The sequence below is a fragment of the Actinoplanes sp. CA-131856 genome (assembly GCF_050956135.1).
In the GTDB taxonomy this organism is placed as follows: Bacteria; Actinomycetota; Actinomycetes; order Mycobacteriales; family Micromonosporaceae; genus Actinoplanes.
Genome location: NZ_CP191849.1, coordinates 8,608,651 through 8,635,342, shown reverse-complemented (window position 1 = coordinate 8,635,342; position 26,692 = coordinate 8,608,651). Strand labels below are relative to the sequence as shown.

The following is a 26,692-nucleotide window of genomic DNA, read 5'->3' as shown; positions in this document are numbered from 1 at the left end:
AAAGACCGGGGAAGGTGGTTATGGCAGCTGCGGCTGAGATGGCACGGGGCAACACGAGGCCTGCCCCGTTCGGCGGGGTTCCGGGCGGTGGCAGGCTGCCGCATCGATCGCCGCAGTGCACAGCGATGGCCGGCGAGGGTGATCCGGGCTGGTCCGGGCCGCGGGCGGCGTATTTCAGGGGCTGGACGAGTCGGTGGTGGGTCATGGTTTCCTCGCCACCCCGGCCCAGTAGTAGGCGGCCTTCGGATCGTCTACCGGCTCGTCGGGCCGCCACGCCGACACGGGAACCAGCCCCGGATCGAGCAGTTCCCAGTTGCCGAAGAAGGCGCGGACCTGCTGTTCGGTGCGGGCGACCAGGGTCATCCCGGCGCCGGTCGCGGCGGCCACGGCCTGCTGTACTTCGCCGGGAGCGAAGTCGGCGGTCGGGTGGGTGATGGCCAGGCAGCTCCCCGAGGGCAGCGCGTCACGCAACTGGCCGACAGCCGCCCACGGGTCGTCGGTGTCGGCGATCAGCATCAGTACCGCGACCAGGCTCAACCCGACCGGCCGGCTCAAATCCAGGGTTTCGCGCAGGCCGGGGTCGTTGAGGATCAAGCGCGGATCGCGCAGGTCGGCGGCCATGTACTCGCAGCGGCCCTCGGGCGTGCCCACCATGAGCGCGCGGGCGTGGGCCAGCACGATCGGGTCGTTGTCGACGTAGACGACCCGGCTGTCGGGGGCGATGCGCTGGGCGACCTCGTGCAGGTTCGGCCGGGTCGGGATGCCGGTGCCGATGTCCAAGAACTGCCGGATGCCCTGCTCTTCGACCAGGACCTGGGTGGCTCGGTGGACGAACCGGCGGTTCTCGCCGGCCATGTACCGCATACCGGGGATGGCTGTGATCATGGCGTCGCCGACGGCCCGGTCGACGGCGAAGTTGTCTTTGCCGCCGAGCCAGTAGTCGTAGATCCGCGCCGAGTGCGGCACGGTGACGGTCGCCGGGGTCTCGCCGGGCTGGGGATTCATGCCGGCACCGCCGCAAGTGCGACGCCGTTGCCGTCGACCCGCTGTGCGTTGTTGCGGGCAATGCCGTCGGTCGGGGTGGCGGGGTGGTGCAGGGTGCTGTGGGCGAGTTCGGGCCACGCCCACGGTTGCGTGGCGTCCGGTTCGGTGGGCGCCGCTTGGTGCACGGGGCGCCACATCGGGTGCAGTGTGGCCGCGGTTAGCCGCACGGAGATGGGGCCGCCGAGCGGCTGGTAGCCGTGCCGGCCGGCCGTATCTGTCAACGCTGCAGGGGCGTACAGGAATGACGGCAGCACAACATCGTCGGCCTGGCGGTGCCAGTCGGTGAACAGGCCGGACGCGATGCCGTGACGCCGGCGCCGGGTGTGCACGGCGACGGCGAGCAGGTGTTGGTGCGGGGCGATCGGATGGTGCTCGGTGAGCTGCTGGTCCAGGACGCGGTGGTGGCGGGCGTCGCCAGGTCGCTCCAGCAGCACCGGGTGGGGGCCGGGTCCGGGGGTGCCGGCGCCGCAGGTGGTCCAGAGGAGGGCTCCGACGGTGCGCCCGTCCTGTTCGGCCACGAGGATGCTGCCGGCTGCGATCGCCGTCTGCAGCAAAGCCTGCAGCCTCGGGGCCAGGCGGTCCGCTGGTGTCTGCCGGGGGACCGTGCTGCGGGCGGGTTCGAGTCCGGTCGTCAGCAGGGCGGTGACGGCAGGGATGTCCCAGCTGCCGGCGGTGCGCAACTGCAGGTGCAGGTCGGCGGGCATCAGCGTCGAATCTTTCGGTGAGAGAGGGTGTCAGGGCAACCCGCGCAGCGGCAGATGAGCGGGCACGACAGAGCGCTAAAGGGTCACGGGGTGTTACGGCGGGCGCCGGTGCAGGGCCAGCAGCGCTGCTGGCGGGTAGCGCAGCAGGCGCTGCCATGCGCCGACCAGCGCGGCATGATCCGTGACGGGCGCTCGTCCGGTCGGATGCCGGCGGCAGATCGGCGGATGCACGCACGCTTTGCCGGCGATGCGCCGCGCCACCACCTCCCTCTTGTCGGGCCCGGGCGCGAGGTCGGGGTGGGCGGCGATCAGGTGGACGGCGTCGCCGGGCCGGCCGCAGCCGGCCAGGATGACCACGTAGTCGGCCAGAACGCGGTGGCCTTCGCCGGGCGGGCCGAAGCCGTTGGTCCAGCAGGTCAGGCTGTGCTCGATCGCGGTGGTGGCCTGCTCGCAGTAGCCGACCGTGTGCAGCGTGCGGGCGAGATGCCTCCAGCCGCTGGTCAACTCGTGCAGGTCTTGAAGCTCGTCGAGGATGTTCAGTCGGTCCCAGTGCAGCAGGCAGGCGTCGGCCGGGCGGCCGTTCTGGGACAGGGTTTGCGCGTAGAGCAGCATCGTCTGCAAAGTGAGCCCGGTGTCGGCCGGCCATATCGCGGAAGCGGCCCTGTAGGCGTATTCAGCCCACGCCAGGCGCTGGGCGGGATCGGTGAGCCGGTCACAGTGCCCGAGCGCGGCCCTGACCAGTCCCGGATGGGTCGGCAGGCTGGCCGGGTCTGCGCCGGCCAGCAGCTGTTCGCTGTGCCCGAGCCTCGTCGCCTGCCTGTCCTGCCTGATGACGGCGGGAGGCGGTGCTGGGGATGCCGCCGTGTGGCGCCGGCCCGGCCGCAGGGTGCGGCGCGCGTCGACCGGGTGCCGGCCGTGGCGCGCGTTCATGGCTGAGTCCTCGGTGGGCGCCACATCGGATACAGCAGGGGAGCGCCGCGTCCGGGCGGGTAGGGCGGCCGGGGGTGGTAGCCGTGCCGGGCCAGCAGCTGGGCGGCGCCGGGGGTGGTGGCCTCGGTGTAGGCGGGGGTGCCGTGGATGTCGAGCTGGCGGTGCCGGTACTCGAGCAGCTGCGTGGCGAGCCCGTGCCGGCGGGTGTCGGGTGCGACGGCGAGCCAGGCGAGGTGGTAGTGGGGTGGGTCGATTGGCTGGTGCTGGGCGCGGACCCGGTCGTACTCGGCGAACCGGGGAAGGTAGGTGCCGGTGGCTTCGGCCAGCCGGGCCGGATAGCCGGGGATACGGATGCTGTCTGTCCCGTTGATCCGGTACCAGATTGCCGCGGCTTGGCCGTCGTCGTTGATGTCGACGGTGGCGTGGGTGATCGCGTGCGCGGCGATGATTCGCAGGTAGCGGCGCAGCACGAGCCTGCGGGTGTGGATGTCGGCGATCAGGTGCCGGCCGTGGCCGCTGCCGGCGTACACGGTCACCAGCAGGTGGATCAGCGTGTCGAGGTCACGGCCGGTGGCGTGCCGGATCGCCGGCAGCTCCCGCGTGCCGGTGCTGGCGGTCATGATTGCTCCTGGCGGTCAGCGCCTGCCCAGCGAGCGAACAGACGGCTCCGGTGCGGGCCGGGCGGGCAGCTCGGCGTGCGGGCTGGTGGGCGGGTCATGGCAGCCTCGCTACGGCGGCGTAGGACAGGCCGGCGGCCGGTTCGGCCGGGGTGGGGCCGAGTTTCGGTTTCCACCGGTTGGTGGTGACCAGGCCGGGGTAGACGAGGTCGAGACCGTTGAGCAGCCCCGCGATCTCGGCTCGGCTGCGCGGCGCATAGGGCTGCAATCCCGTTTTGGCTCGGGCGGCCGCGTACCTGTCGCGCACCGTCTTGGATAGGCCGTCGGCGGTGGCGTGGGAGATCGCGAGGTGGCTGCCGGGGGCAAGGCCGCCGATCAGTGTGTGCAGGGCGGCGTTGAGCTGGTGGAAGTCGGCGCAGTGCGGCAGGACAGCGGTCAGCAGCACCGCGACGGGCTGGCTCAGATCGAGGACATTGCTGGCGTTGACGGCGGCGAGGAGCAGGTCGGGGGCGAGCAGGTCGGCCTGCTCGACGTGGATGACACCCTGGCGGGTTCCGCTGGTCATCAGGGCGCGGGCATACGCGGCGACCAGGGGATCGTTATCGACGTAGACGATGCGGCAGGACGGGGTGATCTGTTGGGCGACCTCGTGGACGTGGAGGTGGCTGGGCATGCCGCAGCCGATGTCGAGGATCTGCCGGATCCCGGCGCCGGCGACCAGATACCGCACCGCCCGTCGGGTGAACGCGTAACTGGCCTTGGCGTCGGCCGGCAGGTCGGGAACCGCGGCGGTGAGAATGGCAGAGCAGTCGCGGTCGGCGGTGAAGTTGTCCTTGCCGCCCAGCCAGTAGTTGAAGACCCGCGCCGAAGTGGGCTTTTTGGTATCGAATCCGGACAGGTCATCGCTGTCGTCTGCGGCCCGGGTCGCGTCGCTGCTGCCGGCGGCCGTGCTGGACTGCGCCCGCGTCGCCGCGATCGTGGTGCCCGTTGCGCAGCTGCGGCGCCGGTTCGGGCTGGTGGAGGGTACGGCCGTGCGGCGAGGACTGCGTTTGTTGCTGGGGTGCCCGGTCACGGTCGGCCTCCGTCGTTTCGAGTAGTCAGTCACCGGTTGGGTGCCGGCAAAGGCCGGCAGCTCAGGGCTCGGGGTTGGTTGTGGGGGTGCCGGGCGCGCAGTTCGTCCTGCCCGCGAGGGCCTACGCGCCCGGCCACCGGGGTGCCAAGCCGCCAGGATTGACGTCCCGGTGCGGCCGCCCGTGACAGGTGATGGGGCTGGGCGGCCGATAGTGGGGGTGGAGCGGCAGGGCCGTGTGCCCGGCGTCCCGGGAGGTTTGTCGGGCCGGCACCGCCGCTCCGAAGCGTTCATCGGCTCCTCCTTTCGGTGTGCGGCGTTTTCGGGATCGCGTCGCCCGCGCCAGAGGGGCACTGGCACGGGCGGCAGCGGATCCCCGTATCCCGGCAGGGAGGTTGGGACTGCCTTTCGGCAGGTTCAGCGGGCCGGGCGACCGTGCTCAGCTGGTCGAGGTGCCGCGCCACATCCGGCGCAGCTCGGTGCCGTCGGAGACGGCCAGGGTCGGCGGGGACATGTCGGCGTAGCCGTGCTGCCGGTACAGGCGCGCGTTCTCCGGACCGGTGGCCTCGAGGTAGGCGGGAATGCCTTCGGCGTCGAGACGCGTGTGGGTGCGGCTCATCAGCCGGCTGCCCAGGCCTTGGCTTTGCCGGTCGGGGTGCACGGCGAGGAACAGCAGATGCCAGTGCGGATCGTTGGGGTGGTGGGCTTCCATCTGCTGGTCGAGTTCACGGAACCGCGGCAGATCAGGGCCGGCGAGCTCGGCGAGCTTGGTGGCGTAGTCGTCGGGCTCGGACACGGGGCCGGTGCGGTCGAACCAGACCGCGGCGGCCGACTTGTCGCTGGTCATGACGACCTGCCCGGCGCCGCCGAGGGCGTGGGCGATGTAGAGCCGGTACCAGGCGCGTGACACCGGCCGGCGCCGCTGGGGATCGGGGACAAGGAATTTGATGATTGTCAGGTCGATGAAGGCGTCGGTGATGATGTCGGCGACGGTGTCGGTGTCGGCGGGGCCGGCGACGTCGAGGGTCGTGTTGGCGGTGGCCGTCATGGCGACAGGTCCTTTCGTGTGGCGGGTCAGTAGGCGGCGGCTGCGGTGCTGCGGGTGCCGCTGCCGACGCCGGCGTAGACGTGCGGCTTGCTGCGTTTGAGGATCAGGCCCCAGACGGTGCCGCCGGCGAAGATCAGCGCGAACGCGATGGGCACGATCCGGGCCGGGCCGGTGCCGGGCTCGACGCCGAACAGGGTGGCGAGGTTGTCGACGGCCAGGTACGACACGATCAGCAGCAGGATGGTGGCGATCAGCGGGGCGATGAGCCGGCGCCACAGGTTTTCACCGCGCGCGTTGCGGGCGAAGTAGGCGATCACGGCGACGCTGGTCAGGGTGTAGAGCAGCAGCACGCCGAGACCACCAGCGGTTGAACCCCAATAAAACAGCTGGACGAGGGGGTCCAGGCCTGCGACCGCGTACCCGATGAGCACCAGCAGCGTGAATCCGGATTGGGTCAGCGAGGCGTTGCGGGGTGCGTTGCTCATCGTGCACCTGCCGAACGCGCGGGGCAGGATCCCTTCGCGCCCGCCGGCGAACATGTACCGGGAGATCGCGTTGTGGAACGCCAGCATCGCCGCGAGGGTTCCGGTGCCGAGCAGGATCTTCCCGACGGTGACCGCGCCCTGGCCCAGGACGACCGCCGCCTCGTTGAAGAACAGGTCGGCGCCCTCGAGGGTGGCTCGGTCGACGGGGTTCGGCCCGGCGGCGGAGATCTGCACCCAGGAACCGAACCAGTAGACCGCGCCGATCGTGGCAATTGTGACGTAGGTGGCCAGGGGGATGGTGCGCTTGGGGTCCTTGGATTCCTCGATGTAGACCACCGACTGCTCGACGCCGGCGAACGAGGTAGCCCCCAAGACGATCAGCACGCCCAGCGTCGGCCCGGACAAATCACTGAAGGACATCGCCGCGCCCGAAAAAGCGAAGCCGGGGGTAAGGATGACCGCGGTGCTGTAGAGCGCCACCAAGATGGTCTCCGCGACGACGAGGACGACCACCACGATTCCCGACAGCTTGATCTCGTTCGCGCCCAGGAAAGCCACCAGCGCCCAGGCGATCACCGCCGGGATGATCCAGTGCACATCGATGCCGAGCCACTGCGACAGCAGCGGGGTGCCGATCGCGGCGCTGAACGCGCCGAAACAACACAGCTGAAAACACGTGTAGGTGGCCAAGGCGAGCCAGGAGGTGCCCACGCCGAGGGGCCGGCCCAGGCCATGCGCGACGTAGGCGTAGAACGCGCCGGCGTTCGGGATGCGGCGGGCCATCGCCAGGAAACCGACCGCGTAGAGCATCAGCAGCGCGGCGACGATGATGATCGCGATCGGGAATCCGATCAGCCCGGTCGCGGCCAGCGCGAGCGGCACGACCAGCGTGATGACGGTCAACGGGGCCACCGACGAGGCCATCAGAGAGCCGATGTTGAACGAGCCGAGGCGATCCTTCGCCAGTGAATGAGTGACACGGCTCTGTTGCGTCGCGGAGGTTGAAGTAGGCACCGGGATCCTTCTTCTACATTGGACAGTGAGGGGCAGGGAGTGCAGGACTCAATGGGGTGAGAAGGGTTAGCGCATGGCGGCTTCGCCGACGGCAGCGTCGACTGCGCGCAGCAACTCGCCCCACATGGGGTTCAAGTGGCGAACCATGCTGCTCAGTACGGCCCGCTCGGCCGATGTCAGGGTTGCCAGCGCGTGCTGGTGCAGGCCGGTCACCTCGAACAACCCGGCCAGCATCAGCTGAAACCGGCTCAGATCACGGCGGCCCTGGATCGCGGTAGTGATCATGTCCGCTGGGGTGGCTGCCACCATCGCGTCGCAGGGGACGTAGCTGGCCGAGGTACGCCCGAAGAAGGAGCGACGTTCCTGACGTTGGGCCAGACCGAGTCGGCAGAGCCGCTCGACCACCGCACGCTCGGCGCGGCCCTCGGCTTGCAGATAAGCCAGCCAGGTACGCAGATCGTGGCCGCGCTGCCGATGCCGCGACTCATCCACCCGCTGCTCAGGCCACCCGGCATCGCCGTAGCCGCCGTACGGCCCAGCGGGATCCACGGGGGAAACGGCGCCTCCCGCCGCGGCCGGTGGTGTCGCCGGCCAGAGCTGTTCCTCTTCCACCATCGTGGTCAACAAAGGGCCCAAGGCGGGATCAGTAGGCAATCTAGCCCTCGACGTCCGGAACAACTCCCCGTCACGAACCAGCAGATAGCCGCCCTCGACAAGCTCGGCGAGCAGCCCGCCGCCCAGTCCGACGCCCAACGCGTACTCATTGAGCCGCGAACCGCCATTGACCTTGTCGTGCGCGGCGAGCCAAAGACTCCCGGTGAACCCGATCCGGTCGACCGACGACGTGCCGCCTTCTGCCCCTCGCGATGACGGCAGGTCCCCATAGGGCATGACCCCGGTGGGTGCCGGACGGGGAGCTCGCTCCGGATCATCAGGGGCCGCCTCGTGCCCAGTCGGTGCCTGACTTAGATCGGCTGGCGCGGTGGTATGCGGCGGGGGGTATACCGGCTCAGCGAGCTGCTGATACGGTTCCGCGCTCGTGAAGGACTCCCGGGCCCTCGGCCGCGCGACATGATGAGGTTCGACCATCCACGCTCGGTCCGCCTGTGTCACAGCGGAGTGCATGCTGGCGGCCCGAATAACCGCATCAGCTGGACGCCCGACAAGGGCGCTGTCCGGCAGATAATGATCGCGTTGCTGTGGGTACGTCATCCGTCAGCACCCCTCGCTCTCGTGTTCTCCGGCGAACTCTCGAAAGCCGGCATCCGCGCGGTGCATGACGGTTCCTCCTTGTGAGCAGTAATCGGGCTCTGGGCAATGAGCCCCTGGTTGACTGGCATGCCGTCTGCCGTGATGGACGAGGACCTTTGCGCCGTGTCGCAGGCACCGAGCGCGCTGCTTGCTCAACGGTTTGGGGCGAGGTGTGTGAGCAGCGGATCGCTGAGCTCGGCTGGTGGTTCCGTCCAGGCGATGAACCGATGCCACAACTGGTTTGGGGTGATTTGGCCGTGGAGGTGCTTGGCGGCCAGTTCCATCAGCACACCGCTTAGAACCGGCGTCTTGAGCCATCCGAGGTCGAGCAATAGGTCGTCCTGAGCCGCCTCGCACGGCCAATCCAGCCCACATCCAGTGCAAATCCATTGCGGCATTTGGACCTGGTGGGTGTGCCGGCCCAGCCGGTCGATCAAGTCGGGATCACCAACGACCCTTGTCAGCACCGATTCAGGCAGGGGTGGGACGCTGGCCGTCCGTCGGGTGACCCGCGGAGCGGAGCAGGCACCGCCGAACGCGTTGATACCGGATTCGACTCCGTCAACTTCCTTGTTGAACATCGCTCGCCTCGCAGACGGAAGGCACTGGCGGATTTTTGGCCCCGCCGACACCGACGAAGATTCCACCGCAGACTCGCCCCGGGAATGGAAGCGTCTGATCACGATCGTCAATCGGTCGACCGATGTGCTGAGGTGATCCGTTCCGCATATCAAGGGTTCCCCTCGCAGCGGCAGAGCGCTACGTTGAGCCAACGCATCCTGACGTTACGGAGTGTTCGTGAACACGATCCGAGCGGATACCAGTCTCCCGGCATCGGCAACATGGGAGACCCCCGAGATGCGTGCGGCCCTGCTCAGGCACGACTTTGAGTTCGTGTTCCACAGGTTGAAGAAGCAAGGGTTCTCGCAACGCAAGATCGGTGAGCTGACGCAGCAGTCCCAGCCGGAGATTTCGGCGATCATGAGCGACGGTCGTCAAGTCGTGGCCTATCCTGTCTTGATCCGCATCGCCGATGGGCTCGGAATTCCACGGGGATACATGGGGCTAGGGAACTATGACGGCATCGCACACACTGCAGTCGAAGACGCGATGACCAACGGGGTTCGCTCATTTATGGAGAGCGATCAGATCCAAGCCGCGTTGCGACATGCCGCTGAGGTCATGATGGGCACGTCGCTCGACGAGACCGGCCGCTGGTGGCAGCCGCTGTCCGATCCACGCACCCCGGCTCCCGACCAGGTCGGCGCGAAGGACGTCGACAATCTTGAGCACCTGATCCGCGTCTTACGCGCGGTGGACTATCAGCACGGTGGTGGCGCGTGCCGCGACGCGGTCTTGGCGCAGACCGCGTTTGCTCGGTCGATGCTCCGCGCCGAATGCTCCGGTGAGGTTCGTCGGCGTCTGAAAATGGCAGTCGCTGACCTTCATAATTTAGCTGGCTGGACGTCGTTTGACGTAGGTCTGCACGAGAGCGCCCGCTCGCATTTTGGCGAGGCGCTTGAGTTGGCAAAGAGAGCCGGCAATTCCTCCCTCGCTGCCAACGTCCTGTATCGGCAGGGACGGGTGCACCTCCACTGCGGGTATCCGGGTCAAGCGCTGCGCTTCTTTCAGCTCGGGCAGATCGCTGCGCAGGATGCAGATGACCCGCTGACGGTGGCAATGCTGCACGCAAACCTAGGTTGGACGCATGCCGTCATGGGTGACAGCAGCAAAGCGCACAACGCGCTCGGGCGGGCGGAGGACGAGTTTGTCCGCGGCGGGGACGCCCTGCCGGCGTGGGTGGCGTTCTTCGGCGCCGCTGATCTGTCGGCGCTCACCGGCATGGTCTACAGTCTGCTGCCCGGCGAGGACCACGCTAGCAAGGCGATCACCAGCCTGACGGCCAGTATTGAGTCGCGCGGCGACTCGACCGTGCGCAGTGCGGTGTTTGAGCGGACTGCCCTGGCGACCACGAAACTGCGGGCTGGGGATGTTTCTGGCGGCGTCGCTGACGGCGAGCGGGTTCTCGATCTCGTTGGCACGGTCCGGTCAGTACGCACCGTGGAACGACTCGACCCGCTGCTAGCGGCAGCGCGTAGCCGCTCGGAGGATCCCGCCGCGCTAGATCTAGCGCGGCGGATTGCTATCCTCCGAGGGGATGACAACTGAGGTCAGGCGCCCTGGAAGGCGGATCACTGAACAGCGGCTGCGTGCGGTACTTGCTGGCACGCAGGCGCTGACTGGCATCGACACCGCAGACGCCAAGTTGATCAAGTTTACTAACAACGCCGTCTATGCCCTTCCGCATGCTGGCGTGGTCGCGCGTATAGCTGGTTCGGCGACGATGGCCGCACGAATACCCAAGATCATCACAGTTGGTCGCTGGTTGGAACGTGGCGGGGTACCGGCAGTTAGGCTGCTCGACCTGGATCAGCCCCTGGTCGTCGACGGCCTGAAGGTCACGCTCTGGGCGGAGGTTCCAGATGGGGGACCGCCCTCGACCGGTGCGAACATGGCCACGATCCTGCGGGCGTGGCATCGGCTCGAACCTCCCGAGGAAGGCCTGCCCCTTTGGGTGCCCATGGAGGAAATTCGCAGTCGGCTGGCAGAGCCGGACGGTGTCAACGACGCGGACCTGGCGTATCTACGCCACGAATGCGACCGGCTGGAGGAACAGCTCGCCAGCCTGAGCTATGAGCTCCCGTTGGGACCTATTCACGGTGACGCCTTCATGGGCAACCTGATCGACGGTCCCACCGGCTCTGTGATCTGCGACTTCGACTCCGCCTGCATCGGCCAGCCCGAGTGGGACCTTACTCCGATCGCTGTCGGCAAGCTTCGCTTCGATTATCCAGGCGACGACTACGGCTCGCTGACCCACCGCTATGGCTTCGATGTAATCCGTTGGAAAGGATTTTCAGTCCTACGACGGTTGAGGGAATTGAAGTTGGTCACCAGCCTTGTCCCAGTCCTCGGCAGTCGACCCGTCCTGCGCCCGCAGTGGCAGAAACGCCTAGCAACGTATCGCGATGGGGACTTGCAAACCCGCTGGTCCACTTACATCCGTGCCGCTTGACGCGCAGCGCGATTCGGATGGGTAGAGCTGGCCGATGTGGCGATGGGCGAGCCGGTGCTTTGGAATGCTGACGTTGTGACAGATTGGCTGCGGCCGCCGGTGCGTGGTGAGCGAGTTTTGCTTCGGCCGCCGACGGTCGGCGATGAAGGTGCCCTGGTGGAAATGGCGATGGACCCCCGGGTACGCCGTTACGTCGGTGGCCCGGTCGACTCGTCCACTGCCGTCGAGAAGGTCAGGCAGAAACTGGATGCTGGCTAAGTGCTTCAGTTCGTAAGTCCTTCGGGGGTTGACGGTTCGGGGCGTGGATAAGGCCGGTCGATGACGGGGCTGATGAGGACGTCGCAGACGAAGTCGAGGGCTTCTTCGGTGGTGCCGCTGAACCAGTGTTGGTCTTCGTAGCTGTTGTTGCTGGGCCGGTAGGTGGCCAGGCTCCAGCGGTGGGCGGAGCCGCTGTAACGCAGCCGCATTACCGGCAACTGCTCACCGCCGGTCAATTCGACGGTGACGTAGGCGAACTGGGCGTGGTAGCGCACGTGGACTCCGGCCAGCTGCGGCCAGTTTGCCTTGGCCCGGGCACGCAGCCGCTGCGGCAGAGACGTCTTGGTGGAGGCAGGAATGACCGGCATGGGTTCACATCCTGCCCCTGCGGCGTGTCCTGCCTGGTTCCGGCACGCCTGACCGGCATCCTCGTCCGGCCCTGACAAGATCGCCTTCGATGGAAGCTGGCCGGTGCCTGTCCCTCACGCACGACCCATCACGCTGAGCACCACCGAACGACGGCAGCTGAGGTTGCTCGCCTACTCCCACACCGCCGGCTATCAACAGGTCATCCGGGCCCGGATCATCTGCGACGCGGACCGCGGGCACACTAACGCGGCGATCGCCCGCCGGCATGAGGTCACCGTCGACACCGTGCGGCGCTGGCGAGGCCGGTTCGCCGACGAAGGCCTGGCCGGGCTCGCCGACCGGCCCCGGCCGGGACGACCGGGCCGGTTCACTCCGATCCAGGTCGCTGAGGTCAAAGCCCTGGCCTGCCAATTGCCGGCCGAGACAGGCACACCCTTGTCGAAGTGGACGTGCCCGGACCTGGCCGCGCAAGCCGTCGACCGCAGCATCGTCGCGGCGATCTCGGCGTCGACCATCCGCCGGATCCTGGCCCGCGACACGATCAAGCCCTGGCAACATCAGTCCTGGATCTTCATCCGCGACCCGCAGTTCGCCGTCAAAGCCACCCGCGTGCTCGACCTTTACGCCCGCACCTTCGACGGCATCAGTCTCGGGCCGGACGAGTACGTGATCTCCAGCGATGAGAAGACCAGCATCCAGGCCCGCTGCCGCTGCCACCCCACCCTGGCACCCGGCGTCGCCCGAACGATGCGGGTCAACCACGAATACCAGCGCAAAGGCGCCCTGGCCTACCTGGCCGCCTACGATGTCCACCAGGCGCGCATCTTCTCGCACCGCAACACGAAGACCGGCATCGCGCCGTTCATGACTCTGGTCGAACAGGTCATGACCCAAGAGCCCTACGCCTCGGCGAAACGGGTGTTCTGGGTGGTCGACAACGGCTCCTCGCACCGCGGTCAGGCCGCCGCCGACCGTCTCGCCCGCAGGTTCCCGAACGCGGTCATGGTCCACACCCCGACCCACGCCTCCTGGCTCAACCAGATCGAGATCTACTTCTCGATCGTGCAGCGCAAGGTCCTCACACCCAACGACTTCACCAGCCTTGACCAGGTCGAAGACCGGCTCACCGCCTTCGAGCAGCGCTACAACGCGACCGCCCGGCCCTTCAGATGGAGATTCACCCCGGCCGACCTCGAGGACCTCATGGCCCGGATCGAGCGACACGAACAGAAAGAGCAAAACCCCCAACAACCCACCGGCTGCGATCACCAGCCTGACGCACTCACCCTGGCTGCATAACCCCCGAAGGATTTACGACCGGGACCACTAAGTGGCGGCTGCGGTCGGTGCGCCCCCCGTCGTGAGGTAAACCGCCGGTAAGCCCGCACCAGCCGTCAGCGCGGTTCAGGTACTGGGAGACCAGTGCTGGTCGTTGCTGGTTACCCGACGGCGCTTCCGTGCTTCGAACCACGCACGGGTTACTCACGATCTCCTGGACTCCGTCGTGGTGGGCCCGGCCGTGGTGAGGCGTCGGCGTGTCTGTGCTGGACAAGGAGCTGCTGCGGTCGACCGACAAAGCCGTCATCCGGGCGGGCTCTATGACGGCACTCCGGTCGCCGTGAGGACATTGCTCAGTGGCCGGCGGTGCCGTTCCTACGTGGCATTGGTGCCAGCCCGGACCAGTTCGGGCTCGTCGTCGGGGTCCGATCAGCGTGTCACGGTGCCGGTTGGTATTCGTGGTCAAGCCAAGTGTTTTGGCTACCGTTGTCGTGGGCGGTGAGCCCGAATCGGGCGCGTTGGGGGCGGCCGTGTTCGGTCCACCATTGCCAGGTGGCGACGACGTCGGGCCAAAGGAGATGGGGGCCGCCGTAGAGGACCGTTGATCCACGGTCGGTGGCGGGACTGATCTCGGCCCAGGACGCGTCGTCCTCGGTGACCAGGAAGACTCCCTTGCGATCGTCGCGGATGGTGTTTCCGAGCGGGCCGAGGCGGGGCACCGCGAGTTGCAGGACGAAGCGGAAGTCTTCGTCGTCGAACGCGGCCAGCGGGACGGTCGTGGTGGCGGTGTAGGGATCGGTGAAGTCGTAGACGGTGCCGAAGGCACCGCCGTTGCGCAGCGGGTTGTCAGCTGTGGCGCGCATCCACATGAAGTGCCCGGCGGAGGCGAGGAACCGGCCGGTGACCGAGTGCGGGGTGGTTTTGTGAGCGACGACAAGGCTGGAGCTCAGCTCGCCGCGCACGTCGGCCACGATCAGTCCGCCGGTGGTGAGCTGGGTGATCCATGCCGGGGGGATTTCCGGCACAGCGCAGGTGGCGATGATCCGGTCGTAGGGTTCCTGCTCGGCGACGCCGGCTGCGCCGTCACCGGCGCTCAGGTGGGGTCGGTAGCCGAGGTCCGCGAGGTGTCGCCGGGCGGATTCGACTAGGGCCGGATCGATGTCGATGCTGGTTACGTTGCTGTCGCTGAGGCGGTGACTCAGCAGCGCCGCGTTGTACCCGGTGCCGGTGCCGATCTCCAACACTCGATGTCCGTCTGCGACGTTGAGTAGATCCAGCATGTGGGCCATCAGGCTTGGCCGGGTTGATGAACTCGTTGGCCAGCTCAGATCGGCCCCTGGCGCGGTCCTGAGCTGTGTTGTCAGGGAGGCGTCGGAGTAGACGGCGGCAAGCCAGCGATCATGCTGCGCCGGGTTGTCCGCGCTGATCCGTTCGCCGTCCACGGTGAAGAATTCCGGCACGAACAGGTGTCTGGGAATGTGTTCGAATGCCGGCCGCCAGTCCGAGGCCAGCACACCGGTGGTGGTCAGCTCTGAGGCCAGCGTGGCGGCGTAGGGCTGCCAGTCGGTCATCGGCTCGGTCCTTCCGTGAGCAGGTCCGCCAGGGCGGCCGCGATCGGGGCGCCGGTCTCCTGTTCCAGCCACAGCCATTGACCGGCCGGGTTGCATTCCAGCATCACCCAGTCACCGTCCGGGGTGATGACGAAGTCGAACGCTCCGTAGTTCAGCCCCGTGGCGTTCAGGAACTTTCCGATGCCCTCGGTCACCGCTACGGGAACATCGATCCGTTCGTAGGTCAGCGCGTCGTAGTCCGACCGCCAGTCGACCCGGCCGGCGTCGGAGGAGGAGCGTATCGCCACCGCGAACGGCGTCCGGTCGACCACAGTGACCCGTGCCTCGTAGGCCTTGGGAACGAACTCCTGAACTAGATGCGCGGTGGCCGCGAACGCTGCCGGGTCGATCGTCGCGGGGTCGATGACCGTTGTGTACGTCGCTCTCATCTCGCCGTCCTGGCTGAACACCAGCGAGGATAGCTGCTTGCACACCACTGGCCCGCCGATCTTTTCGGCGAAGTCGACGACTTCCAGGTGCTGGTTGGTCAGCAGCGTGGCGGGCGTGCGCAGGCCGCAGGTGGCGGCGGTCGCCAACTGCCGCGGCTTGTACTCCGCCGCCGCCTGCCGGATCGGCTCGTTCACCCACAGCACATCAAGCGCTGCGAGCAGGCCGCCGAAGCCATGCCGTGCTTCGGTGGCCGCGAACACCTCATCGGCCGGCGACATCCCGGCAGGCAACCGGAACCGAGTCGGACGGCGAAAGTACACCGAGCGCACCTCAGCGAGCTCAACGCTGGTGTCATCGGTCGCTAGCCGGCCCGCCCAGCCGCCGTCCGCCATCGTGGCGCATAACCGCATCGCCGTCGGGAAGTCGCCAGTATCCAGCCGGGCTACGCGCGTGTCCCGCCGTACCAGCTCGGCAATCACCGCGTCGGCGGTCGAGTCCTCGGCGCAGGTCAGGACGAGAACGGTGTCAGAGGTGTTCACAGCCCGCGCCTAACTGTCCTGGCCGGTGTCTGACTGCGAATCGGTCGTCACTCTTCCATCGTCGGAGCGCTGTGTGGGCATCGACGTCGACGGCCTGGTGCTCGACGTATTGTGCCTCCCGGTTGCCGGCATCGGCACCGCGAGGGTCGCCGAGTATGGCCGCAGGAGACCGGGAATGTTCGGCATCGGATACGAGACTCCGCCGGGCTCACTGAGCGGCAGCAATGCCGTGGAGGAAAACAGCGGGGCGATCACCGTCGGTAGACGTGAGGGATCCATGGGTTGCTCCTTCCTCACCGCCATCCTGTGGCGGTTGATGGACAGGCAGAGCACGTTTCAGTTCCGCGCGCTCGCTCGCTGTCAACGAGTTGCAGACGCGTCCGCCTTGGACCCTGGGCGACCCCGCCCTGTCTCGCTGTCGGCGGACTCGCGGGCCTCCTTGATGATTGCTTGCGGTACGCCTATGACAGCGGACGGTAGCCGAATGGGTGCGGACGAATATGAATCCGCGGAATACTGCTTTATTCGCCCAGGTGGGAGCGGTGCTATCCGTCCAGGTGGAAGCGGTCAGACATGCGACGCAACTTCTCTCGAGTGGCTGATCGCTCCGCGTACACGATCTTGCGTAACGTCGCCCGGCCGATCGGATGATTACGCACCAGCTGCGGAGCGATCTTCTCCGCCGTCTCCAACTCCTGCAAGGCGCGGTCGCGCCTGCCATCCCACAACCAGGCCCGCGCCAGATCCATGTGATGATGCCCGCGCCGAGAGCCGGGCAGAGCCGCGACAGCGGCCGGGTCAGCGCGCTCGTTGAGGACCAAGGCCTTGCCGTGATCGCCCATCTCCAACTGCACAGACACCGCGTGGATCTGCACGTTGCCTCGCGAGAACGTTAGCGAGTGCCGGTCGAACAACGGCGCCCGGCCGGTCTCTATCCGGCCGGCCGCGACTGCGGCGTGCCCGATTCTGTCCTCGGCTTCGAGCGCACGCCCGGCTCGAGCGGCCGCCACGGCGGCCCGCAGATGAATCGTGCCCCAGGCGCGAACCGCTAACGGGTCGCTCGCCCTGACCTGCTCCTCAATCGATTTCAGGGCCTTGTCGGACAGCGCGAGCGAGTCGTCCCAGTCCGCAGTCGCCCACATGTCCCACACGCGCATCCAATCCGCCACCGCTTCCATCACCGGATCACCGGACAAACGCGCGGACCACGACGCCCGCTCACACGCCATCGCGATCAACTCCGGGTGGCCCAGCGCGTGCGCGGCCGTGTGCGCGAACTTGCACTCGATCGCGTAGATGGCATACGCCTCTTCACGCTCGCGGCCGGAGGACACCTCCGCCAACGCGCGAGACTCGCGAAGCATGTCCGGCAGCACCTGCAAGACGGTAACGCTCGCGGCGGCATCCCTAAGCCCGTGCAGCCGCTGAGTGTCAAACCACAGTTCAGCCGCCGAACGAGGCTGGCCGTCGAAGACCGGCGCCAGGTCGTAGCGACGTAGTTCCCGCAAAATAGACGCCGCCGAGACCTGCCACTGATTCTCCGACGCCTTACCGGCCGCGTACGGCCGCTCCATCAGGTCGTTGGGATGGCAATGCAACGCCGCCGCAAGCTGGGAGATGACGCCAGTCCGGTCAAGCTCGATAGCGCCCTTCTCGACCTTCGATACCCAACCCTGGGTCTTGCCCACGGCCGCCGCCAAGTCAGCCTGGGTCGTCCCCAGGCGAAGCCTTGCCCGCCGGACCCGCTTACCGATCGACTCCCGTTCCTCCAGCACTGCCGCCCTCTCCCTCTCGACCACACGAGCCGGCAAAGCTGCCTGTCACCACGAACGGTACCGGCGACACCCCGCCGACCACAGAAAGGCGCCACGCATTCAGGTCCATCGCCCCCGGACACCGGCATCTGCTCGCGGCCCCCTCGGCGTCGGTATCCGCCACTCCTCGACCAGCATTGCCCGCCGATCCCAGCCGGCGACCGCGCGGGCCTGATCCGTACCTGGATCACGAGCCTGACCGGCCGGACCTGTCGCTGCCCGATCTCGACGCGCCGATCGACGCCGCCCTGGCCCGGCTACAAGCCGATGTTGGCCTTAGCGCCCATGTACGACCCAGCACCCGGGAACCCTGACCTGCACAGCTGGACGAATGTGTCGCTGAACCCGAACTCGGCGACCTTGTCCAACTCGACGAACTCCACCCCACGGATCGGCCGGGTGTCTGCTCCAGCAAGGACCGCGCCGATCTCACCCCCGACCCGACGGACCTCGAAGGTGATGTGAACGACATGCGCAGCGGTGTTGTCGCACAGGTACAGCAGACGACCGGCCTCTACCACGACGCCGGTCTCTTCCCGCATCTCCCGGACCAGCGCTTCGGCGAGCATCTCCCCGTCCTCTACCTTCCCACCAGGCTAGGACCAGCTCCGCGACCCGTCGGTGTCCTGATCCAGCAGCAGAATCCGGCTGCCTTCGATGCAGATGCCGGTCACACGGGTCTTCACGCGGTGACCGTAGCAACCGGGACGGATCGTGGCAGGACGGCACGGCGATGAGCACAGCACCGATGCGAGTGGTCATCGCCGTCGGCGGTCTCGATACACGGTCGAGCAAATCCTGCGCACTATCGGCGTGGCCGCCGCTGCGGCGACACCCTGCCCACTCGTGTGCTCGTGCTGCGCTGAGAAACGCGACGGTCACGGCCCGGCGTTGTCGGCGCCGATCGCTGTCGCGTCCAGATCGCCGACGAAGTCGTCCATCTATAGGCCTGGGGAAAGTCGTTGAGCTACGCAGGATCCACAGGTAGGGGTCGGCCTAGATCGGTATAAGTGCCGGGAGCGAGGCCCTCACGCAGGAATCGGTCGCTATTGCGATGGTCATCGAGCAGGCCGCGGTTACTGGATGGCAGCAGGGTCGTGTCGGTGAAGGCGATGCCGAGGTAGGCGTCCCCGTTATCCCAGGTGGGGTCAACGACTGCGCCATCTGTGGTGAGGCACCACGCATGGGGTAACGGCATTGTGAGGCCGCTGGCGGTAGTGAACGCGGCGAAGCCTTCGGCGTAGATCAGGTTCTGTTCACGGGCGACGGCGGCTGCGTTTTCGAAGCAGAAGTGGTCCCGCATCCTCTCAATGGCGCCAGGACGGACCGCGGGAGCGAAGAGCCTGCCGTGTGCGAGCAACAGATGCGGCGTGCTCGAATACGCGTATCCGGCTGGCCGCTGGTGACCGTCGTCGATGAGGCGAGCGTGTCCCCGGACATAGGCCACCAGGTCGGCTTCCACATGGCCGACGGATGGGCTTGGTTGCCGGTAGCTCACCCGATGTCTCCTCCTGAGAGTGGCGTTCTGGCCAGCCGCCGAAACAAACGATGTCCAGCGTAGTCGAGTTCGTCAGACACGTGATGATGGTCAGCCGTCGTGAGACCTTGCTCCGGCCGACAGGAAGCCGTCGATGGGTCGAAGCCGGGCCAGGTGGCCCGCGGTGCGGCCGTAGCGGAGCATCTCGCGGTCGAAGTTTGCCCGCCGCTCGCTCATCTCCTGCACACCGGGATCTTCAGGGGACCCGCGGTATGCGGCGAACAACTCCCCGGCTCGTTCGGCGGCGATCAGGCCGGCCAGCACGGAGACGCTCACCGCGATAGCGTCAGCCTGCCATGCGGCTTGGCGGCCACTTACCGCGAGATTGTCGGCCAACTGCCACGATCGGGCATGGGCCACGCCGGACAACGACTCGTACAGCCCTGGAAGATCACCGAACGCTTCGATAACCAACTGGCTGACCTTGACGCGGGTAAGAGTCTGGTCACCGTCGCGGGCCACGCGCACTGCCATGATCCGGGTGCCGGGACCATTGGCGATCGTCTCGATCCGAGCGTTCTGCAGGCGCTCAAGCAACGCTGTCAGCTTGACCTTTTCCCCAACGGCGGGCAACGGCAGGTACGCGGCCCGGGGAATAGGCTCGGCAGCCTTGACCGCTAGAGCTGCGTCCTCGAGCAGAAAAGCCACGCCACGGCCGAACCTGGTGGTGAACGGCTGACCTTCTGCTAGTAACCAGCGCAGCCACGCCGCCGACTCGACCGCACCCCGAACGAGCGAGGCATGGGCGTACAACGGCGCACCCTGGTCAGGCACGTGAGTCAGCAACAGCCCAAGCGAGCGGACGTGGTCAGCGACGTGCACTCCCATACTCAACGCGGCCAGCACGCAGTCGCTCCACACCTGCCGACGCGCCTGGGAACGAACCATCGAGTTGAGTTCACGCTCGTCCTGGCCGCTCGGCGCATCCGGCGGCGGCAGCGCGCCATGCACCCGCGCCAGCGTCTGCTGCAGTGTGTCGGCCTGCTGCCGACACGCCTGCGCAGCGCGCAGCAACAGCCGAGTTTCCAGCGAATCAGCCACAGCCGCGAATCCTTACCGTTCCAGACACTCATCCCCGAAAGAGCCGGGCCATCCTGCCCTATCCCAACTGCCCAGCGCGACCCGATTCCCCGCAGACGACGCAACGCCGGCGTGTGAGCGCTGAGCCGCAGCAGTCTTGCGAGTTCGAACGCTTGTCCTATTCTAGGCGTGTGGTGGAGCGGATCGAGCACTGGTTCAATCGGCGGTACGGCGTGAACCGGCGTGACATATATCTGCTTCGAACTCCCACCGGTTGGCAGGTTGTAGGCCGTGTGGGCGGCGCCGACGGCCGTGAGGTCACCCACTACTTCGACGACGAAGCCATGGCCCACAGGATGGTCGAAGCCATGCGCGACGACGTGCCAGAGCAACTGAGCAACTGGGCGCTCATGCCGCAACGGTCAACGCGGTAACAAATCCGGACGCCGCGACGCCCCGCGTGACTTCACGGCGTGGTGCCCGTGTCCGCCGGTTCGGCTTTGAGATCCCCAGCTCAACAAGTGAATCCACTATGGATCGGCCGGTCCGATGACACGCGATCACCACCCGATCACCGCCATCCCACCAGTCGGGAAAATCGCAGCCGAAAATGGGAACAAAGAAGGCCGTGACCCTTGTTTCCGCAGGTCACGGCCTTGATCTTTGGTGCGCCCGAAGGGACTCGAACCCCTAACCTTCTGATCCGTAGCATCGTGCCCTGTCAACGGCATGCCAGGTGCAGCATTTCTTTAGTCCGACCCAGCCGGCACCCATTCGGTGCCGGCTCTTTTCTGCCCGTCGTCCAGCACGGGCGTCGTTTCCTCGTTCAAGGAGCATTGCAATGCCCACGTCGTCACGCCGTCCCACTACACCACCACGTCGAGCGGACACCCGTCTCGTCACTTCCGATGGTCTGCAAACGTTCACGCCCACAGAAGCAGCCGAGCTGCTGAGGATAGGCGAGTCGTGGCTGCGCCGAAAAGCCGCAGCCCGAGTCATCCCGTGCACCTTCGTCGGTAAACACCTCCGGTTCACAGCCGTCGACATTGCCGCGATCATTGCGGCCGGCGCCACCCCGGCGACCGGTCGCAAACCACGCCGAAAGCGCCCTACGGCGGCGCGTACCGATGACTTGCCTGCACCCCCGAACCCAAGCGTCCATGCACACCGCGATGACCACGATCCTGATGGGAGCAGTACATGGCATGGGTAGAGAAACGCGGTCCGCGGTGGCGTGTCCGCTTCCGAAACCCGGACGGGACGGTCGGCACCGACTCCAGCCACGACAACCGGGCCGCCGCCGATCTGCGCTGCAAACAAGTCGACATCGACCAGGCCTACGACACCTACCTCGACCCGAACGCCGGCCGCATCACCCTCAGAGCATGGGTGACGATCTGGGAAGAGGGACACGAGGCCAGCCCCGTGAAGTGGGCGACATATCACAGTTACCTGCGCAACCACATCCTGCCCCGCTTCGGCGACGTTCCGATCAGCAAGATCACCCGGCAAGCCGCGAAGGTCTTCGTCAAAGACCTCAAACAACACCTCGCCGAACGCACCGTCGCCGACATCATGAGCCTGCTCGGTCTGCTAATGCGCGAAGCCGTCGCCGACCGCCGCATCGGCTTCAATCCATGCCAAGGATTGCGAATCATGACCAGCCCCCAAGTCGAGCGGACCCCGGCCACCGTCGAACAGATCAACCGCATCGCTGCCCGCATGGAACGCCGCAGCGACCAGATCCTCACCTACACCGCCGCCTACACCGGCATGCGCTGGGGTGAGCTCGCCGGCCTAGCCAAACCCAACACCCACCTCGGCGACGGGCTGATCTCCGTGCACCGCCAGGTCGGGGCCCTGCACGAGGTCCGCGGGCAGCTCTACCTCGGACCGCCGAAATCGGCGGCGGCCGTCCGCGACATCCACCTGCCACCCTTCCTGATCGCCTTGCTCCAGGAGCTCATCGACAGCCACGACCACGACATGGTCTTCTGCGGCCCCCGCGGCGCCTTCATGCGGCGGTCCAACATGTCACGCCGAGTCTGGCGGCCCGCCGTCAACGGCGACCCGGCCACCGGCACCGCACCGGTGCTCAACGGCATGCACTTCCACGACACCCGGCACACCCATAAGACGTGGCTCATCGAGGACGACATCCCCGAGGTCGCCCAGTTCTACCGCCTCGGACACCGCATGCACGGCGTGCGCGGCATCTACAGCCACGTCACCCCGGCGATGACTGACCGTGTCGTCCGGGCGCTGCAGCGGCGTTGGCTGGCCAGCACGACAGCGCCATCAGCCGAACGGCACCTGCGCGCCGCATAAGCAACGCACCCTTCGGTCGAGAACCGGCTGACCCCACCAGGGATTTTCCCCTGATGGGGCCGGTTGGTTTCTACAGCGACGCGGCGAGGCCCGGATAGAGGAGCGGTCATAGCGATGCTCGCCGATCCGACAAGCGCCTGCGCCCGCGACAGAGGCATCTACCGTCCGCAGCCTTCCCATGCCGATATCACCCGATCGTGGACTGACGCCGACGCTGCCTCGGGGACCTGAATAGGTGGACGCACCCATTGACGGGTGCCATCGAAAGGACTCAGGTCTTGTCCACCACCCCCGACCAGCTCACCCGATTCGACGAGACGCCGATACCTGCGCCTCGTCTCCCCATGGCGTCCCTGGTCATGCTGCTCGAGGCCGTGTGCGCTGCGCTGCTCGCGACGTTCCTAACGACTGGCTCGGTAATCCTGACCACGATAGTGGCCGCCACCCTGGTCGCGTGCCTGATAGTCGTGGACCGCCGTGGATAACCGCGACGACACCAGTCCAGACGACGAAGGGCTCGCCGGCACGCTGCCAGAGTCCATGATCGCCGTCTCCGGCCCGAATAGGCACCTATCATCACCTGTCCCGACCGGCACGCCCCAATCCGGCGGCGCAACGGCGGAACCACACGCCTGGACCGGAACATTCGAGGAGTTCTTCGCCGCCCACTATCGGACGCTACTCAGGCTCGCCACCTACGCCGGCGCCAACCTCCACGACGCCGACGAAGCCGCCTCCAAAACCATGCTGGAGGTCCTCACAGCCTGGCATCGCCTGGACGATCCGCTGGCGTGGGCCAAGAAGGCGGTCATCAGGTACTTCTGGAAGGACAAGGCCCGCAACCTTGCCCGGATCCGACAGCGACTCATTGTGCGTCACGGGTATTCCCCAGTGGCTGATGACACGAGCTTGACCAGTTGGGAGGAGTGGCAATGGATCAAACAACTCCTTCTGGACCTACTTACTCCTGATCAGTGCATAGTTATGGAACTCCTCTTGAACGGCTTCACCCCGGCAGAGATCGCGGAGCGGATCGGCGCCTCACCAGGCGCCGTCCGGCAAAGGCTCGCCGTCGCCCGAAGACCTCTCGCCGCGGCATGGCGACAGCAACTGGACGACACGGAGGAAAACCCTGGGGAGCATGCATGAAAGACCACACGAGTGTTGGCGCACCACCGTCGCAGCGCTGGGAAAGCTTGGACGACATCGATGCCGACATCGAAGCAATCCCCGATCTGGAGATCGACCGACGGCTCCACGATGTGATGACCCGCGCCATGAGAGACCGCCTCTCGGAGCTCGACGTGGCGCCGTCGAAGGCATTGTTAGGAGTGCTGGCCGGCACCAACCTCCAAGAACTACACGAAGCGAAGCAACGCCTGCAAGACATCCGGGAACAGATCCGCCACGCCGAGGCGGAACTACAGCAAGCGACGGCTCGACGCACTGAGATGCTCGCCGCCGCGAACGCCCTTTACCAGAGGCTGGCACGTACCCGCTCGAACATCATCCACGCCGATCCCGGCGACGACGGCTACATCACCGAGATCCTCCGCCTAGGTCAAGAAATCCTGGATCAGGCGAAAGCCGACGCGAAGATGGTGCGCGAGAAGGCCGACAGCTATGCCACCGCAAGTAAGAACCGGGCGGACTGGCGCAGATGGGTCAAGAACCAGAACGTGATCACCTCTTGGCTGTTCCAGATCAGGGAACAAGCTCGACGGCTCGTCCGACACCCAAATCGCCTCACGCGGCTCCCTCGCAAACGCTCGGCCCGTTCAGCCAATCTCGATTAATGGCCAGGCTACCGCGTCCAGCGTGGAGATCATCAAGGCACGGCCCGGAGCGCAGCGGGCGTTACCGACCACGATCAGTTGCAGCGACGGACTGTGGTACCAAACGGCGGTGTCGCTCGGGGAGAACCTCACGACTGTGACCGCCACCCGGTCCTTGCAGAGTATGCGGCGCGTGACGGTCGCCCGGCGAGGCAGGCGCTCGCCGTGGAGAGCGGCGCGCCTGTCCGTCGCAAGCTGGTGGGTTACCGCAGCGGGGTCCAATCCCGCGTCCATGCCGCGGTGAGCGTGCAGGTTGCACGATGCCTCGTGTGCGCGCCCCTGCGCTCGGCGCTCAACGTCGCCATCCGCGAGGGGCTACTACGCGACAACCCGCCCGTTATGTGGAGGTGCCCTTGCTGCGGCGGCCACACGCTCTGGTCTGGACCGCGCAGCGGATTGTGGGTAGCACCAGAATCGAGCGGGCTACTCGCGAGCCTTGGCGACGAGGAATAGAATAACCCCGGCTGAAACAAGTATGCAGAGCCACTTTCCGCCCAGTCCCGCGCCGATCGTTATAAGCAGTCCAGGAAGATATTCGACGAAGAATCGCCAAAACCTGAGAAGTATCGTCACCCCTGACCTCGCTTAAGGTATCAGGTCCATGATGAGGGATGGTTTGCGCGTCACTAAATTTGATGTGAGATCTAGGATACCAGCTTCTCGCCAGAGCCAAAATGTGAAACAAATTCATCGGAGTTGATTGCATGATCAGAGCTTCGGTGAAGTATCGACATGACCATCGCGCCTGATTAAATGCGAACGCCCGGGACGCGGCAGTATAGACTTGGGCGCGACCTTCCCGTGATAATATTTAAGGCTGCCTTCTTCTGAATTGCTGCTGATAAGGCGCGTTCCGATGCGTCAGCCACGGTACCGTTGGTCCCAAGGTGGAATGTCGGTCAACGCGCCATCTGCGTCTCCAGGTGGGCTAATCCGGGGCGAAGCCCGTCAGGGATCGGTGCCGCAGGGGAGCGGATTGGGGGCAGCAGGGTGATCCCGACTGCGCTGAACTGCGCTCAACGGGTCTGAGGTGCTGTGAACTGCCTTGGTTTTCTGCAGGCGGTTTACGTTTGTGCTGTTCAGAGACCGGTGGTCCGCTCCGTTCACACAAGAGTCGCCAACTGCAAGGACCTGCGTTGTATCGCCACAGCTCAGTAGGCGGATTGGCGCTGACCCGCAAGGACTCACTGGGGTCACCGCCACTTACGGGTGGGAGAAAAGGGGGCAGCGCCAGTTTGATCTTCGTTTGCCTTCGAATCGAAGGCCTCCTTGTGGATCAAGTCGCTGACCTGGGGCGACAAATGTGAATGAACTCTCAGGAGTTCCGGAGCGTTCTCGATCGGCGATGTCTTTTGAAACACGCGCATCGGAGGCTGGGCAGTCAACTTGGGCCTGGCGAGTTTGTGGTCGGTCATTGGCTGGGGAGCGTGGAGCTGCTCATCGCCATGCTGTGCCGAGGAGGCCGAGTAGGCCGAGGCGGGTGGAGGGTGCGGTCAGGGCTAGTAGGCGGTCCAGGGTCGACGGCCAGGACCAGCCGAGTGCTGTTGCGCGGTGGCGGCGGAACGCGGCGATCGGTTCAGGGTGGTAGGTCCAGGGATAGCGGGAGACGTACGGGCCGAGAGCGGTGAACATTGCGGCTGCCGAGTGGCGGTCGCCGGCCATGGCGAATGCCATGGCGAAGGTGTTGATGACTTCAACCCAGCCGGCGGTGCGCTGGAACGCGGGGTGTAGCACGGAGTGGTGCGCGGCGGTGGTCAGGCCTTCGCGGACCCCTGGTGAGCTCAGGTAGTGCTTGCTGCCGGATTCGAGCCAGTACTCGAGGTGGGCCTGGACGAGGAGGACCGCGTTCGGGGTGCCTTCGGGGGAGTCGAACATCGCCTGGCGTGCGAAGCCGAAGGCTTGTTCCCAGCTGCCGCCCCACTTCGGGCAGAGTTGCTGCAGCATCTGCGATTGGCCGGGCAGATGGTGCGGGTCGATCTCGGCAAGTTTCGCGTACCGGTAGTGGGCCACTGTGGGGCCGAGTTCGAGTCCTCGGGCGGTCGCCAATGATGCCGTCCACAACGCGTCTCGCGCGAAGCGCGGCAGGGTCTGCCGGGCTGGCGCCCAGCCCCGAGTTGATGGTGTTCTCGGCTGTCTGCAATGCGGTGTGGAAGCGGGCGAATTTGCGGCGGCTGACCGCACTTGCCGACGCTCTGGTGCGGATCTGCCAGGCGGACTCAATTTGGTGGAAGCTCAGCAATGCCGCCGCTGCGGAGTCGGCCGGGAGTTCGGCGACTACTCGGGTGAGGAACCGGCCGGCGCCCTTGTCGCTCTCGACGGTGCGCATCAAAGCCGAACGCTCAGCGGCTCCGACAGTGTCGAGTACCGCGCGGCAGCCGGGCCAGTTGCCGGCGTGCAGTGCGGCGCGCAGGGCAGCGGCTTCCGGGTGGGCCGCCCCGGGCCGAGTCCGCAACGTCAGTCGATCAACCACGGCGGC

General features: G+C 66.5%; 25 protein-coding genes. 8 read left to right on the top strand and 17 right to left on the bottom strand.

Annotated elements, in window-relative coordinates; genetic code table 11:
* Positions 1 to 201: 201 nt before the first annotated feature.
* From ACQP2X_RS39415 to ACQP2X_RS39375, 9 genes are all read right to left on the bottom strand, one after another.
* Complete coding sequence (locus ACQP2X_RS39415) at positions 202 to 1,005, bottom strand: SAM-dependent methyltransferase (RefSeq protein ID WP_498690661.1); 804 nt, start codon at positions 1,003 to 1,005, stop codon at positions 202 to 204.
* On the bottom strand, positions 1,002 to 1,748 hold the full coding sequence (locus ACQP2X_RS39410) for a GNAT family N-acetyltransferase (protein ID WP_498690660.1): 747 nt from the start codon (positions 1,746 to 1,748) through the stop codon (positions 1,002 to 1,004). The genes ACQP2X_RS39415 and ACQP2X_RS39410 overlap by 4 nt, the downstream gene beginning before the upstream one ends.
* Positions 1,749 to 1,841: 93 nt before the next feature.
* Complete coding sequence (locus ACQP2X_RS39405; protein ID WP_498690658.1) at positions 1,842 to 2,678, bottom strand: hypothetical protein; 837 nt, start codon at positions 2,676 to 2,678, stop codon at positions 1,842 to 1,844.
* A complete protein-coding gene (locus ACQP2X_RS39400) occupies positions 2,675 to 3,298 on the bottom strand; it encodes a GNAT family N-acetyltransferase (RefSeq protein ID WP_498690657.1) in 624 nt (207 codons plus the stop codon). Before ACQP2X_RS39400 ends, ACQP2X_RS39405 begins: the two co-directional genes overlap by 4 nt.
* A 94-nt stretch (positions 3,299 to 3,392) precedes the next feature.
* Positions 3,393 to 4,367: an SAM-dependent methyltransferase gene (locus tag ACQP2X_RS39395; RefSeq protein WP_498690655.1), complete on the bottom strand. Its 975-nt coding sequence runs from the start codon at positions 4,365 to 4,367 to the stop codon at positions 3,393 to 3,395.
* A 436-nt stretch (positions 4,368 to 4,803) separates the two neighbouring features.
* Positions 4,804 to 5,412 carry a GNAT family N-acetyltransferase gene (locus ACQP2X_RS39390; RefSeq protein WP_498690653.1) on the bottom strand — a complete coding sequence of 203 codons (609 nt, stop codon included), beginning with the start codon at positions 5,410 to 5,412 and terminating at the stop codon, positions 4,804 to 4,806.
* 26 nt (positions 5,413 to 5,438) lie between these two features.
* Positions 5,439 to 6,821 (bottom strand): APC family permease, encoded by a 1,383-nt coding sequence (locus ACQP2X_RS39385; RefSeq protein WP_498690651.1) that lies wholly within the window; start codon positions 6,819 to 6,821, stop codon positions 5,439 to 5,441.
* Positions 6,822 to 6,977: 156 nt separating this feature from the next.
* On the bottom strand, positions 6,978 to 7,802 hold the full coding sequence (locus ACQP2X_RS39380; RefSeq protein ID WP_498690650.1) for a GPP34 family phosphoprotein: 825 nt from the start codon (positions 7,800 to 7,802) through the stop codon (positions 6,978 to 6,980).
* Positions 7,803 to 8,314: 512 nt separating this feature from the next.
* Positions 8,315 to 8,743, bottom strand: a complete 429-nt coding sequence (locus ACQP2X_RS39375; protein ID WP_498690648.1) for a hypothetical protein — start codon at positions 8,741 to 8,743, stop codon at positions 8,315 to 8,317.
* A gap of 217 nt (positions 8,744 to 8,960) precedes the next feature.
* Here ACQP2X_RS39375 and ACQP2X_RS39370 point away from each other — a divergent pair, with 217 nt between their 5' ends.
* The gene (locus tag ACQP2X_RS39370; RefSeq protein WP_498690646.1) at positions 8,961 to 10,331 is read left to right on the top strand and encodes an NsdA family TPR-like regulatory protein; all 1,371 of its coding nucleotides are present in this window, start codon (positions 8,961 to 8,963) and stop codon (positions 10,329 to 10,331) included.
* On the top strand, positions 10,321 to 11,238 hold the full coding sequence (locus ACQP2X_RS39365) for a phosphotransferase (RefSeq protein WP_498690644.1): 918 nt from the start codon (positions 10,321 to 10,323) through the stop codon (positions 11,236 to 11,238). Before ACQP2X_RS39370 ends, ACQP2X_RS39365 begins: the two co-directional genes overlap by 11 nt.
* Positions 11,239 to 11,501: 263 nt before the next feature.
* On the opposite strand, the gene ACQP2X_RS39360 is transcribed toward ACQP2X_RS39365, so the two are convergent.
* Positions 11,502 to 11,864 (bottom strand): hypothetical protein, encoded by a 363-nt coding sequence (locus ACQP2X_RS39360; RefSeq protein WP_498690608.1) that lies wholly within the window; start codon positions 11,862 to 11,864, stop codon positions 11,502 to 11,504.
* A gap of 103 nt (positions 11,865 to 11,967) precedes the next feature.
* Between ACQP2X_RS39360 and ACQP2X_RS39355 the strand changes: the two genes are divergently transcribed.
* A complete protein-coding gene (locus tag ACQP2X_RS39355) occupies positions 11,968 to 13,164 on the top strand; it encodes an IS630 family transposase (RefSeq protein ID WP_498690610.1) in 1,197 nt (398 codons plus the stop codon).
* Between the two features lie 416 nt (positions 13,165 to 13,580).
* Here ACQP2X_RS39355 and ACQP2X_RS39350 read toward each other — a convergent pair whose 3' ends face one another.
* The 6 genes from ACQP2X_RS39350 to ACQP2X_RS39325 all read right to left on the bottom strand — a co-directional run bounded on the left by ACQP2X_RS39350 (position 13,581) and on the right by ACQP2X_RS39325 (position 20,074).
* Positions 13,581 to 14,714, bottom strand: coding sequence for a methyltransferase domain-containing protein (locus ACQP2X_RS39350; RefSeq protein WP_498690643.1), 1,134 nt, complete (start codon positions 14,712 to 14,714; stop codon positions 13,581 to 13,583).
* Positions 14,711 to 15,682, bottom strand: a complete 972-nt coding sequence (gene tgmB, locus ACQP2X_RS39345) for an ATP-grasp ribosomal peptide maturase (RefSeq protein ID WP_498690641.1) — start codon at positions 15,680 to 15,682, stop codon at positions 14,711 to 14,713. The genes ACQP2X_RS39350 and tgmB overlap by 4 nt, the downstream gene beginning before the upstream one ends.
* Before the next feature lie 545 nt (positions 15,683 to 16,227).
* The gene (locus ACQP2X_RS39340) at positions 16,228 to 17,457 is read right to left on the bottom strand and encodes a helix-turn-helix domain-containing protein (protein WP_498690639.1); all 1,230 of its coding nucleotides are present in this window, start codon (positions 17,455 to 17,457) and stop codon (positions 16,228 to 16,230) included.
* A 296-nt stretch (positions 17,458 to 17,753) separates the two neighbouring features.
* Positions 17,754 to 18,065, bottom strand: a complete 312-nt coding sequence (locus tag ACQP2X_RS39335) for an NUDIX domain-containing protein (RefSeq protein WP_498690637.1) — start codon at positions 18,063 to 18,065, stop codon at positions 17,754 to 17,756.
* Between the two features lie 398 nt (positions 18,066 to 18,463).
* Entirely contained in the window at positions 18,464 to 18,994 is a 531-nt protein-coding gene (locus ACQP2X_RS39330; RefSeq protein WP_498690636.1) for a hypothetical protein, read from the bottom strand.
* A 90-nt stretch (positions 18,995 to 19,084) separates the two neighbouring features.
* Positions 19,085 to 20,074 carry a hypothetical protein gene (locus ACQP2X_RS39325; RefSeq protein ID WP_498690634.1) on the bottom strand — a complete coding sequence of 330 codons (990 nt, stop codon included), beginning with the start codon at positions 20,072 to 20,074 and terminating at the stop codon, positions 19,085 to 19,087.
* Positions 20,075 to 20,244: 170 nt separating this feature from the next.
* Between ACQP2X_RS39325 and ACQP2X_RS39320 the strand changes: the two genes are divergently transcribed.
* The 5 genes from ACQP2X_RS39320 to ACQP2X_RS39300 all read left to right on the top strand — a co-directional run bounded on the left by ACQP2X_RS39320 (position 20,245) and on the right by ACQP2X_RS39300 (position 24,177).
* Positions 20,245 to 20,487, top strand: a complete 243-nt coding sequence (locus tag ACQP2X_RS39320; RefSeq protein ID WP_498690632.1) for a hypothetical protein — start codon at positions 20,245 to 20,247, stop codon at positions 20,485 to 20,487.
* A gap of 407 nt (positions 20,488 to 20,894) precedes the next feature.
* A complete protein-coding gene (locus ACQP2X_RS39315; RefSeq protein ID WP_498690630.1) occupies positions 20,895 to 21,266 on the top strand; it encodes a helix-turn-helix domain-containing protein in 372 nt (123 codons plus the stop codon).
* Positions 21,254 to 22,381 carry a tyrosine-type recombinase/integrase gene (locus tag ACQP2X_RS39310; protein ID WP_498690629.1) on the top strand — a complete coding sequence of 376 codons (1,128 nt, stop codon included), beginning with the start codon at positions 21,254 to 21,256 and terminating at the stop codon, positions 22,379 to 22,381. The genes ACQP2X_RS39315 and ACQP2X_RS39310 overlap by 13 nt, the downstream gene beginning before the upstream one ends.
* A 477-nt stretch (positions 22,382 to 22,858) precedes the next feature.
* Positions 22,859 to 23,530, top strand: coding sequence for an RNA polymerase sigma factor (locus ACQP2X_RS39305; RefSeq protein WP_498690627.1), 672 nt, complete (start codon positions 22,859 to 22,861; stop codon positions 23,528 to 23,530).
* Positions 23,527 to 24,177 (top strand): hypothetical protein, encoded by a 651-nt coding sequence (locus ACQP2X_RS39300; protein ID WP_498690625.1) that lies wholly within the window; start codon positions 23,527 to 23,529, stop codon positions 24,175 to 24,177. Before ACQP2X_RS39305 ends, ACQP2X_RS39300 begins: the two co-directional genes overlap by 4 nt.
* Before the next feature lie 1,476 nt (positions 24,178 to 25,653).
* Here the strand turns inward: ACQP2X_RS39300 and ACQP2X_RS39295 are convergent.
* Positions 25,654 to 26,262 (bottom strand): hypothetical protein, encoded by a 609-nt coding sequence (locus ACQP2X_RS39295; protein WP_498690623.1) that lies wholly within the window; start codon positions 26,260 to 26,262, stop codon positions 25,654 to 25,656.
* Positions 26,263 to 26,692: the final 430 nt, after the last annotated feature.